We start from the raw sequence: 18,730 nt of genomic DNA, 5'->3' as shown, positions 1-18,730 counted from the left end.
CCGACGGCCGGGGAAGGGGGGAAGTGTCCCGCGTCGCAGGGCGCTTCCTCCCTTTCTTCTCCCTCTTCCCCGCCCTCTTCCTCTCCTTCTGCCTCACCTTCCTCGCCCTTGCCCGCCCCTCCTACAGGACCGTGAAGCTCTCCTTCACCCGCTCGTAGACCGCCAGCGCCCGGTCCTCGGCGCCCGGCTGGTACCAGGTGTTCACCTGGAAGGACTTGCCGCCCGCTTCGAAGCCCAGCAGGTGGGCGTGCCAGGGAGTGCCGTCCAGGGTGAAGGTGTACTCCCACACCACGGCCGGGTGGCCGCGGTACGTCGTCTCCTCCAGGCGGATCTTCCGGTAGTCGCGGCCCTGGTGGGCGTTCTGCTCCGACCTCTGCCACGTCTCCATCAGGTCGCCCCGGACCAGGGACGACTTGGCCGCCAGTTCCTGGGTGCCGTCCGGGGAGGTGTAGTGCACCTCGGAGCCCGTCTTCACGTCCCGCCGCCATCCCCCCGGCGTCGCCCACGCGTACCCGCCGGCCTCCTCATGGGCGCCCGGGGGCAGGCTCGGCGGCCTGAAGGTGCCCGCCACGGTGGGCGCCGAGCCATCCGGTGCCGACGACGGTGACGCCGAGGGGAACTCGCTGGAGGGGGCGACGGACGTGGCCGCCGAGGCGGTGGCGCCCGCCCGGCCCTGTGGCCCACCCGCCCCCGGCAGCACGATCGCCGCGACCGCCCCGGCGGCGACCACACCCACCGCTGCGACCAGGGCCGCACGACGCCCCCCGCGACCGGGGGTGGCGGGGACCGCGGGGCCGGGTGGCTCGCCCGGCGGAAGGGAGGCCGGGTGAGTGGGGACCCGGCGGCGTTCGCCCCCGGCGGAGGCGCGGGTGAGCGAGACACCGGGACCCGGGCCGGGACGGCGGCGGGGACCGGTGGGTGCGAAGTGGTGCCCCGGCCCGATGGGGGAGCCCACCTCCGCGCTGCTCTCGCCCGGGGCTTGGGCGGGCGGGGCGGAGGAGGAGGGCACAGGGGTGGAGGGGCCCGGGGTCCGGGAGGCGGACGCGGGGGTGGGAGCGGTGGAAGGGGAAGCGGGTGGGAAGGAGGGGGAGGAGGGGACGTCGGTGGCCGGGGCCGGTGGGGCGGCCGGTACTGCGGCGGCGGTGCTCCCGGACGCCGGTTCCGCGAGCGGGTGCGGCGAACCCTCCGTTGCGGGGCGGGCCTGCGATGCCGGGGCCGCGCCCGCCGGTGCCGGATGGCCGGTCCGGATGCCGAGTTGCCCGGGTACCGCGTCCTGCACCGGCTCGGGGCCGGGCCGCGGGTCCGGCCTGGAGTGCGGCCGCCGTGGATCGGGCGGCGCGGGGGCGCCGGAGTCGTCCGCGGGGACGGGCGCGGGGACGGGTACGGCCTCCTCACCCGGCCGGGACCGCTCGGGGGGCGAGGCCGTCTCGGCCGGGGCCGGCACCGGACCGGACTCATCCGCGGGCACGGTGAACGCCGTCGGCCCTGTGGCACCCGCGTCGGCACCCGTGCCCCCGGTGGCTCCCCTGCCCGTGTCCCTCGCGGGGCCGGCGGCCTCCCCGGCTCCTGGCACCGCCGGGGCGCCCTGGTCTCCTGCCGCCCCCTCAGCCCCCGTGTTCGCCCCGGACCGCACACCCAGCGAGCCGCTCGGGCCGCTCCGGGCACTGCGCGCGCCCCGGCCGCCCGGTTCGTCCGGGGCCCCGAGGGACCCCGCCGCCCCCGTCGCCCCGTCGTTCTCCCGCCCCTCGCCGGGCCCCGGCCGCTCCCCCGCCGCCCCGCCCGGGGCCACTGTCGGCAGCCGCGGGGGCAGCTGGGGGAAGGCGACCAGGTGCAGGCTCGACTCCAGGCGGGTCAGGTCGGGGCGGGCCGTCGGCTCCTTCTGCAGGAGGGCGGTCAGGATGCCCGCCAGCGGTCCCGCCTCCGCGGGGATCTCCGGCTCCTCGTGGAGCACGGCGTGGAGCGTGGCGAGGGTGGTCTCGCGGGAGAAGGGAGACCGGCCCGCCAGGGCCGCGCACAAGGTGGCGCCGAGGGACCACACGTCGGACGGCGGCCCCTGGACGCGGCCGGTGACGCGCTCGGGGGCCATGTAGTCGGGCGAACCGACCAGCATCCCGACCATGGTGAGCGCCTTGGCGTCCTGGATCGCGGCGATGCCGAAGTCCGTGAGGACCACCCGGTCCGCGTCGGCGCCGACCAGGACGTTGCCGGGCTTGATGTCGCGGTGGAGCACCCCCCGCGCGTGGACCTGGCGGAGCGCCGCGACAAGGCCGAGACCGATACGGGCGGTGGCGCGCGGGCCGAGCGCGCCCTCCTCCGCCGTGATCTGCTCCAGGGAGCGTCCGGTGACCAACTCCATGACGATCCACAGACGTTCGTCCTCGTCGACGACGTCGTAGACGCGGACGACGTTGGGGTGGTCGATGCGGGCGGTGGCCCTGGCCTCGCGCAGGGTGCGCTCACGCCGGGTCCGGGTGTCCTCGGTGTCGAGGCCGCCGATGCGCATCTCCTTCACGGCGACCAGGCGGTCGAGCACCTCGTCGACCGCCCGCCACACCCGCCCCATTCCGCCCTGCCCGATGCTCTCGACCAGCCGATAACGCCCGGCCACCTGCAACCCGGGTACACCGCCCCGGCTCGCCTCTCCGCCACCACCCACCTTTCCCAGGTTTCCCGCGTCACCTGGATTTCCCGCGTTTCCCGCCAATGCGCCGCACCCCCTCGACGACCACCCCTGTTGAAACACAATGGCCACAGTTCGCGTCGTACCAGCATAGTGCGGAGAAATCTTGTGGTACCTCTTCAAGTACTGCGAATTCAGGCGCAGTCCAGGGGGGCGAACATGAGTTCTCGTCACACCGCGGCGATCACGGGATCGCTGGCCATGGCATCTTTTTCCGCGATGGTGATCCTCACTTTCACCGCGCACGCCGATGACCAGCAACCGGGCAGCAGCAAGGGAGGAAAAGTCGTCGACAGGGCACCGGAGGGGGTGGAAATCACCACACTGCTCCCCGAGAGGATCTCGGTCGACAACAGCTCACACAAAACGGCGATCAATGCCACCGTGAAGAACGAGGGAACCAGGGACAGCGGCGACATCCGACTTCTGGTGGTCGGTTTCGAGGGCCTCGAAGTCCATTCCGTCAAGGGCTGCTCGGTCATCGCCGAAAAGGATCTGCCGAAGGGGTCGAACAGCGGTTTCAGCTGCCCGGTCGGGAGTCTCGCGGCCGGCGCGTCGAAGTCGTACGAAGTCGATGCGGCGTACGACCTGAGCAAGGCCGGGAAAATCTGCCTGCCCGTGCAGTCGGGCGACGGGAAGAAGACCTTCTGGCAGCAGGGCCCGGTGCCGTTCGGCACGACGAACCCGTCTCCGAACGCACCCGCGACCCCGCTGCTCCTCGGCACCGACAACAAGCCCGTCGCCCCGGACGGCGACAGCCTGCCCAAGACGGGCGTGGGCAGCGAGGTGCTGCCGCTCGGTGCGGCCGGGGCCGGCCTGGTGGCCGCCGGGGCGGCGGGGCTGTGGTGGACGCAGCGGCGCAGGCCCCGACGGGGGTGATCGCCCACCGCACCGGGCGCGCGACGGGTCCGTGCGGAGCGGAGAAGGCCGAAGGGGCCCGCCGCTTCGTCCCGGGACGAGGCGGCGGGCCCCTTCGGCGTCGGCCGGAGCCTCGGTCACTTCCTGTCGACGAGCTTCCAGGCCGTGGGCAGCACGCCCATCGCCAGGGCGGCCTTCAGGGCGTCGCCCAGCAGGAACGGCGTGAGGCCGGCGGCGATCGCCGCGGTGGCCGACATGTCGTTGGCGAGGGCGAGGTACGGGACGCCGACGGCGTAGATGATCGCCTCGCCGAGCACCATGGCGGCCGCCGTGCGCCAGACGGTCCGGTCGGCCCCGCGTCGGGCCAGCGCGCCCACGACCGTGGAGGCCAGCAGCATGCCGAGGACGTATCCGAAGGACGGGGCCGCGGCACCGGAGACGCCGCCCGCGAACCAGGGCACACCCGCGACGCCGGCCAGCGCGTACAGGGCGAGGGAGAGGAAGCCGCGGCCGGCGCCCAGGGCGGTGCCCACGAGCAGCGCGGCGAAGGTCTGGCCGGTCACCGGGACCGGGGAGCCGTGGACCGGCAGGGCGATCTGGGCCGCGAGACCGGTGAGGGCGGCACCACCCAGCACGAGCGCGGCGTCGCGGACGCGGGAGGCCGGGATCAGGTCGGCGAGGACCTGGCCGACGGGGGTCCCGCCGGATCGCGCGGAGCCGAGGTCGGGGGAAAGGGCGGGGGAGGCGGCACCGGTGCTCATGGGGACTCCGCGGTGGATCGGGACGGTCGGGGACATCGCGACGCTATCCCAGCGCCCGCGGCATGATCGCCGTCAGCCACCGACAAAGGGATCCGCCGGGCCTTGGTCGACTTCCGACAACCGTTGCGGGTGACACCCGGTACGGCGTGACACCGGTCACTGAGGTCGGGTGGCCGGCTGCACCCAAGGGGCCGATGGACGCACTGTAGAGTTCCACCAAAGCATGTTGCGCATGCGACTCATTACTCTGCGTGCGCGCGGCGTCCGCATGGTGGTCACGGCCTCCGGGTGCCGGTGGGGCCCGCCCAGACTGTGGGCGTTTTGCCCCTCTGATCTTCGGGACGAGCCGCGCCCATGCACAGCACCACGGTAGAGACGCCTCCGCAGGAGGAGAGCGCCTCGCTCAGTCACGGCCTCAAGCAGCGCCACCTGTCGATGATCGCCCTCGGCGGCGTGATCGGCGCCGGCCTGTTCGTCGGATCCGGCGCGGGAATCGCAGCCGCCGGTCCGTCGATCGTCGTCGCCTACGCCCTCTCCGGCCTCCTGGTGATGCTGGTGATGCGGATGCTGGGCGAGATGTCGGCGGCGTATCCGTCGTCGGGATCCTTCTCCGCGCATGCCGAGCGGGCGATCGGCCCGTGGGCGGGCTTCACCGCAGGCTGGTCGTTCTGGGTGCTGCTGTGCACGGCGGTAGGACTGGAGGGGATCGGTGCCGCGAAGATCGCCACCGGGTGGCTGCCGGGCACGCCGGAGTGGGCGTGGGTGGCACTGTTCATGGTCGTCTTCTGCGGTGCGAACCTGGCCGCGGTGAAGAACTTCGGCGAGTTCGAGTTCTGGTTCGCCGCCCTGAAGGTCGGCGCGATCACTCTGTTCCTGGTGCTCGGTGTGCTGGCGATCGCGGGCGTCCTGCCCGGTAGGGACTCCCCCGGCACCGCACATCTGACGCACTTCCTGCCGAACGGCGGCGAGGGGCTGGTGGTCGGCCTGCTCGCCTCCGTCTTCGCCTACGGCGGCCTGGAGACCGTCACCATCGCGGCGGCCGAGTCACCGGACCCGGTCCGGGGCGTGGCGAGCGCGGTCAGGACGGCGATGTGGCGCATCGCGGTGTTCTACGTCGGGTCGATGGCGATCATCGTCGCCCTGGTCCCGTGGGACTCCCGGGCCGTGGTGGAGAAGGGTCCGTACGTCGCCGCGCTGGACGAGCTGGGCATTCCCGGCGCAGGTGAGCTGATGAACGTCGTGGTGCTGGTGGCACTGCTGAGCGCGATGAACGCCAACATCTACGGCTCCTCGCGCATCGCGTACTCGCTGGTGGAGCGCGGGCAGGGCCCGAAGGCGCTGGCACGGGTGTCCGGCGGGGTGCCCCGCTTCGCGGTGCTGACCTCGTCGGCGGTGGGTTTCGGCTGCGTGCTGCTGAGCTACTGGCGGCCCGACGACGTCTTCTCGTGGCTGCTGAACATGATCGGCGCGGTGATCCTGGTCGTGTGGGCCTTCATCGCGGTCGCGCAGCTGCGGCTGCGTCGGCGGCTGGAGCGCGGGGCGGGCGGGAAGCCGGTGGTGCGGATGTGGGGCTATCCGTGGCTGACGTGGATCGCGCTGGGCGGCATCGCGGCGGTGTTCGTGCTGATGGCCCGCGAGCCGGGCACGCGGGTGCAGTTGTACTCGACCGGCGCGATGACACTGACCCTCGCCGCCGTCGGCTTCGTCCGCCAGAGGGCGCGCCGCTGAGGCAGTCCGGCGCGCATGGCCCCCGTGTGATCCACCCGGGGGCTTTTTGCTGCTAGGTTGTTGTTGCAACTTATTTGCAATAAGAGTCCCGGTGTCTCGACGGGACTCGGAGGGGATCCGCATGCCCGTCTACACGCTGCCTGAACTGCCGTACGACTACTCCGCGCTCGCCCCGGTGATCAGCCCCGAGATCATCGAACTGCACCACGACAAGCACCACGCGGCCTACGTGAAGGGCGCCAACGACACCCTGGAGCGGCTGGCCGAGGCGCGGGACGAGGAGCGGTGGGCGTCGCTGGGCGGGCTGGAGAAGAACCTGGCCTTCCACCTCTCCGGGCACATCCTGCACTCGATCTACTGGCAGAACATGACCGGCCCGAAGGACGGCGGCGGGGAGCCGCTGGCCGCCGACGGGGTGGGCGAGCTGGCGGAGGCGATCAGGGAGTCCTTCGGCTCCTTCGGCGCCTTCAGGGCCCAGCTGTCGAAGGCCGCCGCGACCACCCAGGGCTCGGGCTGGGGAGTCCTCGCCCACGAGCCGCTGAGCGGGCGGCTGATCGTCGAGCAGGTCTACGACCACCAGGGCAACGTCGGTCAGGGCGCCACGCCGCTCCTCGTCTTCGACGCCTGGGAGCACGCCTTCTACCTCCAGTACCGCAACCAGAAGGTGGACTTCATCGAGGCGATGTGGCAGGTCGTCGACTGGCAGGACGTCGCCCGCCGTCTCACGGCGGCGAGGGCGCGCACGGATGTCCTGCTGCTGGCGCCCTGACCGGCACCCGAACGCCCTGCCCCGTGATCGTCTTCTCACCCTTCGCGTGGCAGGCGGACAGAAGGAAGCCCCCGTGAGGACGTGACTCACGGGGGCTTCCCGGTCCGTGCGGCCACGGCCCGCTCCGGACCCCTACAGGTTGCTGAAGTCGGGGCCCTCGGTACGGGTGCGCTTGATCTCGTAGAAGCCGGGGACCGAGGCGACCGCGAGGGCACCGTCCCACAGGCGGGCGGCCTCCTCGCCCCGAGGGGCGGGTGTGACGACCGGACCGAAGAAGGCGATCTGCTCGCCGTCCGGGCCGGGCACCGCGATGACGGGGGTGCCGACGTCCTGGCCGACCTTGTCGATGCCCTCCTTGTGGGAGGCGCGCAGCTGCGGCTCGTACGGCGTGGAGTCCCAGTGGTCGAGAAGCGAGTCGGGCAGGCCCGCATCCTTCAGCGCGGCGGCGACCGCGTCCTTCTCCGGGCCCATGCCCTGGTTGTGGATGCGCGCGCCGAGCGCGGCGTAGAGGTCGCCGAGCACCTCGGGGCCGTGCTCCTCCTGCGCGGCGATGACGACGCGGACCGGGCCCCAGGCCTTGGCGGCAAGCATCTCCCGGTAGGACTCGGGCAGCTCGTCCAGCTTGTCCTCGTTGAGGACGGCGAGGCTCATCACATGCCAGCGGACCTCGATGTCGCGCACCTTCTCCACCTCCAGCACCCAACGCGACGTCATCCACGCCCACGGGCACAGGGGGTCGAACCAGAAGTCGACGGGGGTCTTGTCCGACATGCGCGCTCCTCGGCGGAAAAGGGTCGATGGTTCAGCGTTCAACGCTCTGGAGAACGCCCTGCCCTGCCCGCCCATTCCCCTCACCCAACCTGCCCGCTCACGCCCGCCGCCCTGCCCGCTCCCGCCCGCCGCCCTGCCCGCTCCCGCCCGCCGCCCTGCTTCCTTCTCCACCTCCCCTCCGCCTCTTTCTCCACGCCCTCCTGTCCCTCCGCCCCTCCCGGGCCGCCCTGCTCCGGCGCCGGTACCTGCTGTGCCGCGTCAGGGGCTCATGGCAGGATCGGTCCTGTTCATCATCCGAGACGTCCTGAGGGAGAACCGCCCGTGCCCGGTGAGAACCTGTCCCGTGACGAGGCCCGGGAGCGGGCCGCACTGCTGTCCGTCGACGGGTACGAGGTGTCCCTCGACCTGCGCTCCGCCCTCGGCGAGCAGGAGGGCGACGGGCCGCGCACGTTCCGCTCGGTGTCCGTCGTCCGCTTCCGCTGCAACGAGCCCGGCGCGAGCAGCTTCGCCGACCTGGTCGCGCCGCAGGTCACCGCCGTCTCGCTCAACGGCAAGGACCTCGACCCGAGCGAGGTCTTCGACGGCTCCCGCATCCTGCTGGAGGACCTGGCGGCCGAGAACGAACTGGTCGTCGACGCCCAGTGCGCGTACTCCCGCACCGGCGAAGGCCTGCACCGCTTCGTCGACCCGGAGGACGGCGAGGTCTACCTCTACACGCAGTACGAGCCGGCCGACTCCCGCCGCGTCTTCGCCAACTTCGAGCAGCCCGACCTCAAGGCCCCCTTCCGCTTCGAGGCGCGGGCGCCGGAGGGCTGGACGGTGTGGAGCAACGGGGCGGGCCGGATCGCGGACGGTGTCTGGCGGTTCGCGGAGACGAAGCCGATCTCGACGTACATCACGTGCGTGGTGGCGGGCCCGTACCACTACGTGACGGACTCCTACGAGCGCGTGCTGGCCGACGGCACCCGCCTGGAGATCCCCCTCGGCGCCATGTGCCGCAAGGGTCTGGCCCCCTACTTCGACGCCGACGACGTCTTCCTCGTCACCAAGCAGGGCCTGGACTTCTTCCACGACCACTTCGACTACCCGTACCCGTTCGGGAAGTACGACCAGGCGTTCGTGCCCGAGTACAACCTGGGCGCGATGGAGAACCCGGGTCTGGTGACCTTCCGCGAGGAGTACATCTTCCGCGGCAAGGTGACGCAGGCGTCCTACGAGGCGCGGGCCAACGTCATCCTGCACGAGATGGCGCACATGTGGTTCGGCGACCTGGTCACCATGGAGTGGTGGGACGACCTGTGGCTGAAGGAGTCCTTCGCCGACTTCATGGGCTCCTTCTCGCTGGTCGGCGCCACCCGCTTCACCGACGGCTGGATCACGTTCGCCAACCGCCGCAAGGCCTGGGCCTACCGGGCCGACCAGCTGCCCTCCACACACCCGGTCACGGCCGACATCCGCGACCTGCAGGACGCCAAGCTGAACTTCGACGGCATCACCTACGCCAAGGGCGCCTCCGTGCTGAAGCAGCTGGTGGCCTATGTCGGCCAGGACGCGTTCCTGGAGGGCGCCCGCCGTTACTTCAAGCGGCACGCCTACGGCAACACCCGCCTCGGCGACCTGCTGTCGGTGCTGGAGGAGACCGGCGGACGGGACATGGCCGCGTGGGCGCGCTCCTGGCTGCAGACCGCCGGCGTCAACTCGCTGACCCCGCAGGTGCTGCTGGACGCCGAGGGCAGGGTGGCGGAGCTGGCGGTCGTCCAGGAGGCCCCCGAGCCCCACCCCGAGCTGCGTCCGCACCGGGTGGCGGTGGGCCTGTACCGGCGTACCACCGGCGGGACGCTGGAGCGCTACGCCCGTGCGGAGACGGACGTCGAGGGCGCGCGGACGGTGGTGGCGGAGCTGGCCGGGGCCGAGGCTCCGGACCTGGTGCTGGTCAACGACGACGACCTGACGTACTGCAAGGTCCGCTTCGACGAGACGTCGCTGGCGACCCTGCGCGCCCACCTGGGCGACATCACCGACCCGCTGGCCCGCGCCCTGTGCTGGTCGGCGCTGTGGAACCTGACCCGGGACGCACTGCTGCCGGCGCGTGACTTCGTCGACCTGGTGCTGCGGTTCGCGGGCCGCGAGTCCGACATCGGCGTACTGCAGATGCTGCACGCCTGGGCGGACTCGGCGCTCGTCCACTACGCGGCCCCGGCCTGGCGCAGGACGGGCGGGCAGCTGCTGGCCGAGGGCGCGCTGCGGGAGCTGCGGCAGGCCGCTCCGGGCAGCGAGCACCAGCTGGCCTGGGCGCGCTTCTTCGCCACGACGGCGTCCGACCGGGCCGACCTGGCGCTGCTGCGGGCCCTGCTGGACGACACCGAGAAGATCGACGGGCTGGAGGTCGACCAGGAGCTGCGGTGGGCGTTCCTGGAGCCGCTGGCGGCGCACGGAGTGGCCGACGAGCAGGTGCTGGCGGCGGAACTGGCCCGCGACGACACCGCCTCCGGCAAGCGCCACCAGGTCAGGTGCCTGGCCGCCCGCCCCTCGGCTGCGGTCAAGGCGCAGGCCTGGGCGCAGGTCGTGGAGTCCGACGCGCTGTCCAACGCGCTCACCGAGGCGACGATCGCCGGCTTCACCCAGCCGTCACAGCGGGAACTGATCGCCCCGTACGCCGAGAGGTACTTCACGGCGATCGAGCGGGTGTGGGCGGAGCGGTCGATCCAGATCGGCATGGACGTGGTGCGCGGGCTCTTCCCCGCGCTCCAGGACTCCCCCGAGACCCTGGCCGCGGCGGACGCCTGGCTCGCGGCGCACGAACAGGCCGCCCCGGCCCTGCGCCGCCTGGTGCTGGAGGCCCGCGACGACCTGGCCCGGGCTCTGCGCGGACAGGCGTGCGACGCGGAGGCGGGTGCCTGAACCCCGGGCCCGGGCGCGCCGGGCCCGGGGTGCCGGGCGGCCGACCGCCGCGGCGGGGTCCGTTCGCGGCGGAACCCGGAGCGGCGGACGCCGGGACCACCGAAGTCGTGGCCTGAGCTTCGGCACGGGGTAGCCGTTACCGAATGCGGGCAACCGGAACCGTAACCCCTGGCTGCACCCGAACGGACCAGGGGTTTTCCGGGCCTGATCGGCATCCGAACACCCGTCCTTTAGGGCAGGCTCGTCCCCGTTCGTCGACGAGCATGTAACAGCGGTTAAGGGGCGGATCGGGCGCGGGAATCTCCGCGGCATGAACCACAACACCCCGGTCCCCCCGACCGCCCCCCGCTCCCTCCACCACCTCGCCGCGGATCGGCGGCGCGTCCTGACGATCGCACAGCTGCGGACGTACGGTGTGACCACCGCCGAGCTGAACGAGCAGTGCCGCTCCGGCGGCGCCTGGCAGCAGGTGCTGCCCGGCGTGGTGCTGCTGCACCCGGGCCCGCCGACCAGCGAGGAGCGACTGCACGCGGTACTGCTGTACGCGGCACGGGAGTCGGGGGCGCCGGGTGTGCCCGTCCAGCCGGACGCGGAGGGGCCGCACGGCTCGCCGACCTACCGCGAGGCCATGATCACGGGCAGGGCGGCCCTGACCCTGCACGGCTTCTCCGCCACGCCCCCGCTGCTCTCCCTGGAGACGATCGACGTCCTGGTCCCGCGGCTGCGCCGGTTGCGCTCGACGGGTTGCGCGCACGTGATCCGCACCTCCGCCCTGCCGACCGCGCGGCAGGTGACGGGACTTCCGGTGGCCCCCGTCCCCCGCGCCCTGGCCGACACCGTCGCCGAGCTGCCGGACGCGGACGCCGTACGCCGACTGCTGACCGAGGCGGTGCGCGGCGGACACTGCGAACCGGCCTCGATCGTCCGGGAGCTGAACCAGGCGAAGCTGCTGAGCCGCTCCCATGTGGTGGACGCCGTGGACTCACTGCTCGCCGAGGGCCGCGCGATCGCCGAGGACCGCCTGTACCGGATGGTGCGTGAGCACGGCCTGCCCGACCCGGTCTGGAACGTCGACCTGCGCCTGCCGGGCGGCCCGCACCTGGGCGGGCTGGACGCCTACTGGCCCGAGCAGGCGGTCGCGGTCGAACTGGACACCCGCGCGCCGCGCCAGGACGAGGACGCGACGTGGTCGGAGTACGCCCGCAAGCGGGAGGTACTGGAGCGGCTGGGCATCACGGTCGTCCACATCACGCCGAAGAAGCTGCGGGACGCGATGGAGCAGCAGGCGACCGTGGTCCGTACGGCGCTGGCGGCGGCCGGGGACCACGATCCCGCCGCGTATGTCGTGGTGCTGCCCCGGTAGGGACGGGCCGGGGCAGGCATCAGGAGGGGAGAGGAGGGGCCATCGTCATCCGGTGGCCCCTCCTCGTTCGGTCTCCGGCCGGCTCGCCCCCGCAACCGCCCGATGCTGCGGGCTACTTCACCGAAGTCGCGCCCTCGCGCACGAAGCGCGCGTCCCCCCTTCGCGGCACCGCACGCGGCACCGCACGCGACGGCGCTCGACGGCGGTCTGCGGCGACCGGGTGGCCGGGGCGTTCCGGCACCGCCGTCGCCTCGACGACCGGCAGGCATCCCCCGCACCGGGGCGCAGGGAGACTTGTCTGACTTGGCCCCCCATCTCCCGTACGTTCATAGGGGGTTTTCCCCATCAGTCCATTTCGATTCGGTCAACCCTCCCCAAAGAACGGTCCCTTGGGCAAAGCTGTGCGCTCGTCCGGGTCCGTGCACCGGACGGTCGAGACCGGGCATGACCAGCCCGGTCGCCCTACGCACGCACCTTCACCTGCAAGGGATGCCGATGACCCACACCCCCGAGCGCGATTCCATACGGGGCGCCAGACACGTGGTCCGCATAGCCGTGGCCGCGGGTCTGGTGGCCGCGCTGTCCGCGGCCGGACCGATACCTCTGGCCTTCGCCGCAGACCAGACCCCGGCCCCGGCCACCGCCGACCCGGCCGCGAAGTCCGCCGACGACAAGCTCGGTGCGGACGACGCCGACCTCCTCGCCAAGGCCAAGGCCGCCGGCGACAAGAACGTCACCATGATGGTCGCGACCGCACCGGGCCGGACCGAGCAGGTCGCCGACGAACTGGACGACGTCAAGGGCGGCTCGGTGGGCCTGACCTACGACAAGCTCGGCTACGTCCGTGCCACCGTCCCGACCGCCAAGGCGGACGCGGCCATCGCCGCCGCCGCGAAGCTGTCCTCCGTGCACGCGATCGACCTGCGTCAGGAGATCCAGCTCGACGACCCGACGCCGGCCGCGGACACCGCGCAGGGGGCGGCGTCCTCGAAGTCGGCGAGGGGCAGGAAGACCTACGGCGGGCCGGGCAGGAACACTCCCGCCGAGAACCCGTACAACCCGTCCTTCGAGACGGGTGCCGTCGACTTCGTGAAGAAGCACCCGAAGGCGGACGGCCGGGGCATCACCATCGGCATCCTCGACTCCGGCGTGGACCTGAGCCACCCGGCGCTGCAGAAGACCAGCACCGGCGAGCGCAAGATCGTCGACTGGGTGACGGCGACCGACCCGATCGTGGACGGCGACGGCACCTGGCGCCCCATGGTGACCTCGGTCTCCGGGTCGTCCTTCACCTACGGCGGCAAGACCTGGACGGCGCCGGCGGGCTCGTACCAGATCAGCACCTTCAAGGAGTCCGTCACCGCGGGCGGTGACGCCAAGGGCGACGCCAACCGGGACGGCGACACCACCGACAGCTGGGGCGTGCTCTACGACGCCGCCGCCGGCACGGTCACCGTGGACCTCAACAACAACTACGACTTCAGCGACGACACGCCGATGAAGCCGTACAAGGACGGCTACCAGGTCGGCTACTTCGGCACCGACGACCCGGCGACGGACGTCGCCGAGCGCCAGCCGTTCGTGGTGCAGATCCGCAAGGACGTGCCGATGGACCCCTACGGCGGGTCCTGGGTCGGCAAGAAGGCCGACTTCGTCAACATCGGCCTCATCGAGTCCGAGCACGGCACCCACGTCGCCGGCATCACCGCCGCCAACGGCCTGTTCGGTGGCCGGATGAACGGTGCGGCCCCGGGCGCGAAGATCGTGTCGTCCCGCGCCTGCACCTGGAGCGGCGGCTGCACCAACGTCGCGCTCACCGAGGGCATGATCGACCTCGTCGTCAACCGCGGCGTCGACGTCGTCAACATGTCGATCGGCGGCCTTCCCGCGCTGAACGACGGCAACAACGCCCGCGCCGAGCTGTACACCCGCCTGATCGACACCTACGGCGTCCAGCTGGTGATCTCCGCGGGCAACTCGGGCCCCGGTGTGAACACCATCGGCGACCCCGGCCTGGCCGACAAGGTCATCTCGGTCGGCGCGTCCGTCTCCAGGGCGACCTGGGCGGCCAACTACGGCTCGATCGTGAAGAAGAAGTACCAGCTGCTGCCCTTCTCCTCGCGCGGCCCGCGTGAGGACGGCGGCTTCACCCCGACGCTGGTCGCCCCCGGCGCCGCGATCAACACCACCCAGACCTGGCTGCCGGGTTCCCCGGTCGCCGAGGCGGGCTACTCCCTCCCGGCCGGCTACTCCATGCTGCAGGGCACCTCGATGGCCTCCCCGCAGGCCGCCGGTGCCACCGCGCTGCTGCTGTCCGCTGCGAAGCAGAAGGGCCTGAACCTCACGCCGGCCGCCCTGCGCACGGCGCTGACCTCCACCGCCGACCACATCAGGGGCGTGCAGGCCTATGAGGAGGGCGCGGGCCTGATCAACATCGTGGACGCCTGGAAGGCCATCACCAAGGCCGACAGGAAGGGCACCAGCGCCCACACCTACACGATCAAGGCGCCGGTCGACACCGCGATCGACCAGTTCCTGAAGACGCCCGGCTACGGCACCGGCATCTACGACCGCGAGGGCGGGCTGAAGGTCGGCCAGAAGAAGACGTACGAGGTGACCATCACCCGTACCTCCGGCCCGGACAAGGCGATCCGCCACGAGCTGCACCTGGAGAACAACGCGGCGCGCACCTTCCGCATCGTCGGCTCCGACGAGGTGAACCTGCCGCTGAACAAGCCGGTGACGGTCAGGATCCAGGCCCACCCGCGCAGCGTGGGCGTCAAGAGCGCCATCCTCGAGGTCGACGACCCGAAGACCGTCGGCACCGACCATCTGGTCCTGAACACCGTGGTCGTCTCGACGCCGGTGGAGTACGCCTTCTCCACGTCCGGCAAGATCGAGCGCAACAGCAGCCGTTCCTACTTCGTGACCGTGCCGGAGGGCGCCAGCTCGCTGGAGGTCGCGATGAGCGGGCTGAAGGGCGACAGCCAGACCCGGTTCATCGCCATCCACCCGTACGGCGTGCCCGTCGACAACACCTCGACGATCTACTGCTACCCGCACTACAACCCGGACAACACCTGCCGCCCCGACCTGCGCTCCTACAGCGACCCTCAGGCCGGCGTGTGGGAGATCGAGGTCGAGGCGCGCCGTACGTCGCCGCTGCTCCGCAACCCGTACAAGCTGGACGTGACCGTGCTCGGCGCGGCGTTCGACCCGGCGACCGCGACCGTGCCCGAGGCGAAGATCGACACCCCGGCCGCCGTGTCCTGGACGGTGACGAACAACTTCGCCGCGATCGACGGCAAGCTGGTCGGCGGGGCGCTCGGTTCCTCCAAGACGGACCGCCCGGCCATCAAGGAGGGCGAGACCCGGACGACCACGGTCGAGGTGCCCGAGGGCGCCACCTCGCTGGACGTCTCCATCGGCAAGGTCTCCGACACCTCCGCCGACCTCGACCTGTACGTGTACGACGCCGACGGCAACAAGGTCGGCCAGTCGGCCGACGGCGACTCGGAGGAGTCGGTCTCCCTGACCTCTCCCGCCGCCGGTACCTACACCATCAAGGTCGACGGCTACTCGGTGCCGTCCGGCTCCACCGACTACGACTACCTGGACGTGTTCTACTCGCCCTCGCTCGGGATGGTCACGGTCGACGGGTCGGCTCCGGTGAAGCTGGCCACGGGCGCCTCGGCGCCGGTGTCCGCCACCGTCACCGCCGCGGCCGCCGCACCGGAGGGCCGCGAGTTCTTCGGCCAGGTCCAGCTGGTCAACGCGCGCGGCACGGTCGCGGGCGTGGGCAACGTGAAGATCGACAAGGTCACGCCGTAGCACCGCCGGTGTGACAGGGGGCGGGCGCCCGGTACGGGCGCCCGCCCCTTCGGCGTACCGGAGGTCAGTCGCAGACGACGTCCCGCGCCCGGTTCACCGCCTCGCCCAGCGGCGCCCGCCGGGGGGCGATGGCGTCCTCGCCGGTGATCCACACGTCGGCCGTGGCGGCGTACCGCCGGACGCCGACGAGGACGTGCTGGCCCGTGCGGGGCGCCGGGGCGAGCTCCTGCCCGACCGTGACGTCGACCGTCGGGGCGTCCTGCACCGGCCCGGTGCTCTGCCCCGGCCCGGTGCTCTGTTCCGGCCCGACGCTCCGGGACCGGGGTGCGTAGGCCCGGGTGACGCGCAGGGTGACCCGGTTCTCGGCGGTGCCGGCGACCGGGGTCACGCGGGTGACGTCGCCCTCGACGACGAGCGCGGCGCAGGCGACGTACCCCGGGTCGGCGAGGCCGGCGGGAGCGACGGCCTCCTTCTCGGCGGCGGACCCGTGGTCCCCGGCCGCGCCGTTCACCGCCGGCGCGACCAGGCTCCCCGCCACCGCCACCCCGGCCGCCGCAGCGGCCAGCCCCAGGGCGGCGGCCAGGAGCCGGCGCCGGGACCGCCGCACGGACACACGCGGCGCGGCGGGCGAGGACCCGGGCGGCGGCGCGGTCAGGAGCGCGGGGTCGGCGGACGACGGCTCCCCGGGCAGCGGCCCGACGGGCAGCGGTCCCCCGGACGGCGCAGAGGGCGCGGACGGCGCGGGATCGGCCAGGGCGTCGCCCAGGGCGGTCAGCTGCCGCCGCAGCAGGGCGATGTCCGCCTCCGCCGCGCGGTGTTCGGCGAGGAAGTCGGCATCGGCCCCCACCGGGGGACGTGCGCCCGTGAGCGCGGTCATCAGGGGGTCCGGGGCGCCGGGACCGCCCGGAGCTCCCGGAGCGCCCGGAGCGGGGTGACCGGCGCGCCCGTCGCCGCGCTCACCGTGGCCGCCGTGGCCGCCGTGGCCGCCGTGGCCGCCGTGGCCGCCGTGGCCGCCGTGGCCGCCGGGTTCAGCGTGGCCGCCGGGTCGGGAGGTCACGTCACACCACCTCGTTCTCGTGCAGGCGGGCGCGCAGGGCCCGTACCGCCGTGTGAAGCCTGCTCTTGACCGTGCCCTCCGGCACGCCCAGCTCATCGGCGATGGAGCGCACCGGCAGGTCGGCGTAGAAGCGCAGGACGAGCACCTGGCGCTGGGCGTCGGGCAGTTCGTCCAGGCCCTGGGCGACGGCGAGGGACAGCAGGCTGGCGTCCTCGCCGGACGGGAGCTCGGGGCGGCGCAGGGCGGCCAGGCGCTCCCCCAGCCGCTCCTGGCGGCGTTTGGCGCGGTGCCAGTCGACGGCGAGGCGGGAGGCGACGACCGCCGCCCACGCCGAGACGTCCCGCGGTGCCTCCTGGCCACGCGCGGCCCGCTCCAGCAGCCGCAGGCGGACCTGCTGCACGCCGTCCGGCAGGTCCGCCTGCGGCACTCCGCCGAGTGCGAGCACCGCCCGCACCCGGCGCTCCTGCTCCGCGTCCAGCGGATCACCCGGAACGGCGGCGCCGGTGTGCGCCTCCGGGCCGCGCCGGGCCTTTCTGCGCAGCACACGCCACCCCCTCACCGTGTTTCCCCTATGACGCCGCAGGGCGGCGGAACGTTCGAGCCGGTCCGCGCCACGCCATGGAGGCGTACGTCACAGCAGGTGTGGCACACAGCGCGCCGGGCAGGCGAGCTTGCGGAGCAGGGCGCCCACCGGATGAATTCCTGCACCTCAGTAGGGGTGGAAGCCGGAGGTCCGGAACCCGGGCCGTGGCCGGGGCGTCCCAGTCCTCGGGCACCGCACCCAAAGAATTGGACAGGTGGGCCCGGGTCGGCCGCATGATGGAAAAGCGTCGGTCAAGTGTGGAGAGAAGAGGGAGTCGCCGTGAGGGTCGGAATCGTCGGAGCCACCGGTCAGGTGGGCACGGTCATGCGCAGGATCCTCAAGGAGCGGAACTTCCCCGTCGATGAGCTGCGCCTGTTCGCCTCGGCCCGCTCGGCGGGCACCGTCCTGGACGGCGTCACGGTGGAGGACGCGGCAACCGCCGACTACACCGGCCTGGACATCGTGCTGTTCTCCGCGGGCGGCGCCACCTCCAAGGCACTGGCCGAGAAGGTCGCCTCGCAGGGCGCGGTCGTGATCGACAACTCCTCGGCGTGGCGCAGGGACCCCGACGTCCCGCTGGTCGTCTCCGAGGTGAACCCGCACGCGGTGGCACACCGCCCCAAGGGCATCATCGCCAACCCGAACTGCACCACGATGGCCGCCATGCCGGTCCTGAAGCCGCTGCACCGGGAGGCCGGCCTGGAGGCCCTGGTCGTCGCCACCTACCAGGCGGTGTCCGGCTCGGGTCTGGCGGGCGTGGCGGAGCTGCACGGCCAGGCGCAGAAGGTGATCGCCGACGCCGACAAGCTGACGCACGACGGGGCAGCGGTCGACTTCCCCGAGCCGGGCGTCTACAAGCGGCCCATCGCCTTCAACGTGCTGCCGTTCGCCGGCAACCTCGTGGACGACGGTCTCGACGAGACCGACGAGGAGCAGAAGCTGCGCAACGAGTCCCGCAAGATCCTGGAGATCCCGGAGCTGAAGGTCTCGGGCACCTGCGTGCGGGTCCCGGTCTTCTCCGGCCACTCCCTCCAGATCAACGCCCGCTTCGCCCGCCCGGTCAGCCCGGAGCGCGCCACCGAGCTGCTCAAGGACGCCCCGGGGGTCGAGCTGTCCGAGATCCCGACCCCGCTGCAGGCGGCCGGCCGGGACGCGTCGTACGTGGGCCGTATCCGCCGGGACGAGACGGTGGACAACGGCCTCGCTCTCTTCGTCTCGGGCGACAACCTCCGCAAGGGCGCCGCGCTGAACGCCGTGCAGATCGCCGAGCTGGTGGCCCGGGAGCTCAAGGGCTGACAGGACACATCGGGGTGCCGTGGCGCTGAGCGCCCCGGCGCCGGCGAACGTCGCCCGTTGCGGCACTAGGGAGCGTATGTGGTTGTGATCATCAGGTGGTCCGGGTGAGCTCTCTGAGCCAGATCATCGAGG

General features: G+C 72.5%; 12 protein-coding genes. 7 read left to right on the top strand and 5 right to left on the bottom strand.

What is annotated here, in order from left to right; translation table 11 throughout:
- Positions 1 to 121: 121 nt before the first annotated feature.
- On the bottom strand, positions 122 to 2,563 hold the full coding sequence (locus I3F54_RS26885; RefSeq protein WP_240121533.1) for a serine/threonine-protein kinase: 2,442 nt from the start codon (positions 2,561 to 2,563) through the stop codon (positions 122 to 124).
- Positions 2,564 to 2,839: 276 nt separating this feature from the next.
- Here I3F54_RS26885 and I3F54_RS26880 point away from each other — a divergent pair, with 276 nt between their 5' ends.
- Complete coding sequence (locus I3F54_RS26880) at positions 2,840 to 3,559, top strand: LPXTG cell wall anchor domain-containing protein (RefSeq protein ID WP_240121508.1); 720 nt, start codon at positions 2,840 to 2,842, stop codon at positions 3,557 to 3,559.
- Between the two features lie 116 nt (positions 3,560 to 3,675).
- Here the strand turns inward: I3F54_RS26880 and I3F54_RS26875 are convergent, their stop codons facing one another.
- Positions 3,676 to 4,299 (bottom strand): biotin transporter BioY, encoded by a 624-nt coding sequence (locus tag I3F54_RS26875; RefSeq protein WP_240121507.1) that lies wholly within the window; start codon positions 4,297 to 4,299, stop codon positions 3,676 to 3,678.
- 354 nt (positions 4,300 to 4,653) lie between these two features.
- Here I3F54_RS26875 and I3F54_RS26870 point away from each other — a divergent pair, with 354 nt between their 5' ends.
- Both I3F54_RS26870 and I3F54_RS26865 read left to right on the top strand, forming a co-directional pair.
- Positions 4,654 to 6,027 carry an amino acid permease gene (locus tag I3F54_RS26870; protein ID WP_240121506.1) on the top strand — a complete coding sequence of 458 codons (1,374 nt, stop codon included), beginning with the start codon at positions 4,654 to 4,656 and terminating at the stop codon, positions 6,025 to 6,027.
- Between the two features lie 121 nt (positions 6,028 to 6,148).
- Entirely contained in the window at positions 6,149 to 6,796 is a 648-nt protein-coding gene (locus tag I3F54_RS26865) for a superoxide dismutase (RefSeq protein WP_240121505.1), read from the top strand.
- A 132-nt stretch (positions 6,797 to 6,928) separates the two neighbouring features.
- On the opposite strand, the gene I3F54_RS26860 is transcribed toward I3F54_RS26865, so the two are convergent.
- Positions 6,929 to 7,567 (bottom strand): DsbA family protein, encoded by a 639-nt coding sequence (locus I3F54_RS26860; protein WP_240121504.1) that lies wholly within the window; start codon positions 7,565 to 7,567, stop codon positions 6,929 to 6,931.
- A gap of 321 nt (positions 7,568 to 7,888) precedes the next feature.
- On the opposite strand from I3F54_RS26860, the gene pepN reads away from it, so the two are divergent.
- From pepN to I3F54_RS26845, 3 genes are all read left to right on the top strand, one after another.
- Positions 7,889 to 10,468 (top strand): aminopeptidase N, encoded by a 2,580-nt coding sequence (pepN, locus tag I3F54_RS26855; RefSeq protein WP_240121503.1) that lies wholly within the window; start codon positions 7,889 to 7,891, stop codon positions 10,466 to 10,468.
- A 310-nt stretch (positions 10,469 to 10,778) separates the two neighbouring features.
- The gene (locus I3F54_RS26850; protein ID WP_240121502.1) at positions 10,779 to 11,831 is read left to right on the top strand and encodes a hypothetical protein; all 1,053 of its coding nucleotides are present in this window, start codon (positions 10,779 to 10,781) and stop codon (positions 11,829 to 11,831) included.
- A gap of 495 nt (positions 11,832 to 12,326) precedes the next feature.
- A complete protein-coding gene (locus I3F54_RS26845; RefSeq protein ID WP_240121501.1) occupies positions 12,327 to 15,662 on the top strand; it encodes a S8 family serine peptidase in 3,336 nt (1,111 codons plus the stop codon).
- A 64-nt stretch (positions 15,663 to 15,726) separates the two neighbouring features.
- On the opposite strand, the gene I3F54_RS26840 is transcribed toward I3F54_RS26845, so the two are convergent.
- A complete protein-coding gene (locus I3F54_RS26840) occupies positions 15,727 to 16,719 on the bottom strand; it encodes a hypothetical protein (protein ID WP_240121500.1) in 993 nt (330 codons plus the stop codon).
- A 1-nt stretch (position 16,720) separates the two neighbouring features.
- Positions 16,721 to 17,263 carry an RNA polymerase sigma factor gene (locus I3F54_RS26835; protein ID WP_240121499.1) on the bottom strand — a complete coding sequence of 181 codons (543 nt, stop codon included), beginning with the start codon at positions 17,261 to 17,263 and terminating at the stop codon, positions 16,721 to 16,723.
- A 318-nt stretch (positions 17,264 to 17,581) separates the two neighbouring features.
- Here I3F54_RS26835 and I3F54_RS26830 point away from each other — a divergent pair, with 318 nt between their 5' ends.
- Positions 17,582 to 18,598 (top strand): aspartate-semialdehyde dehydrogenase, encoded by a 1,017-nt coding sequence (locus tag I3F54_RS26830; protein ID WP_240121498.1) that lies wholly within the window; start codon positions 17,582 to 17,584, stop codon positions 18,596 to 18,598.
- The last annotated feature ends 132 nt before the right edge of the window (positions 18,599 to 18,730 follow it).

Origin of the sequence: Streptomyces sp. MUM 2J, assembly GCF_022414535.1 — a bacterium.
Lineage (GTDB): Bacteria > Actinomycetota > Actinomycetes > Streptomycetales > Streptomycetaceae > Streptomyces.
The sequence above is the reverse complement of the archived record's forward strand: the minus strand, read 5'-3'. Positions and strand labels throughout refer to the sequence as shown.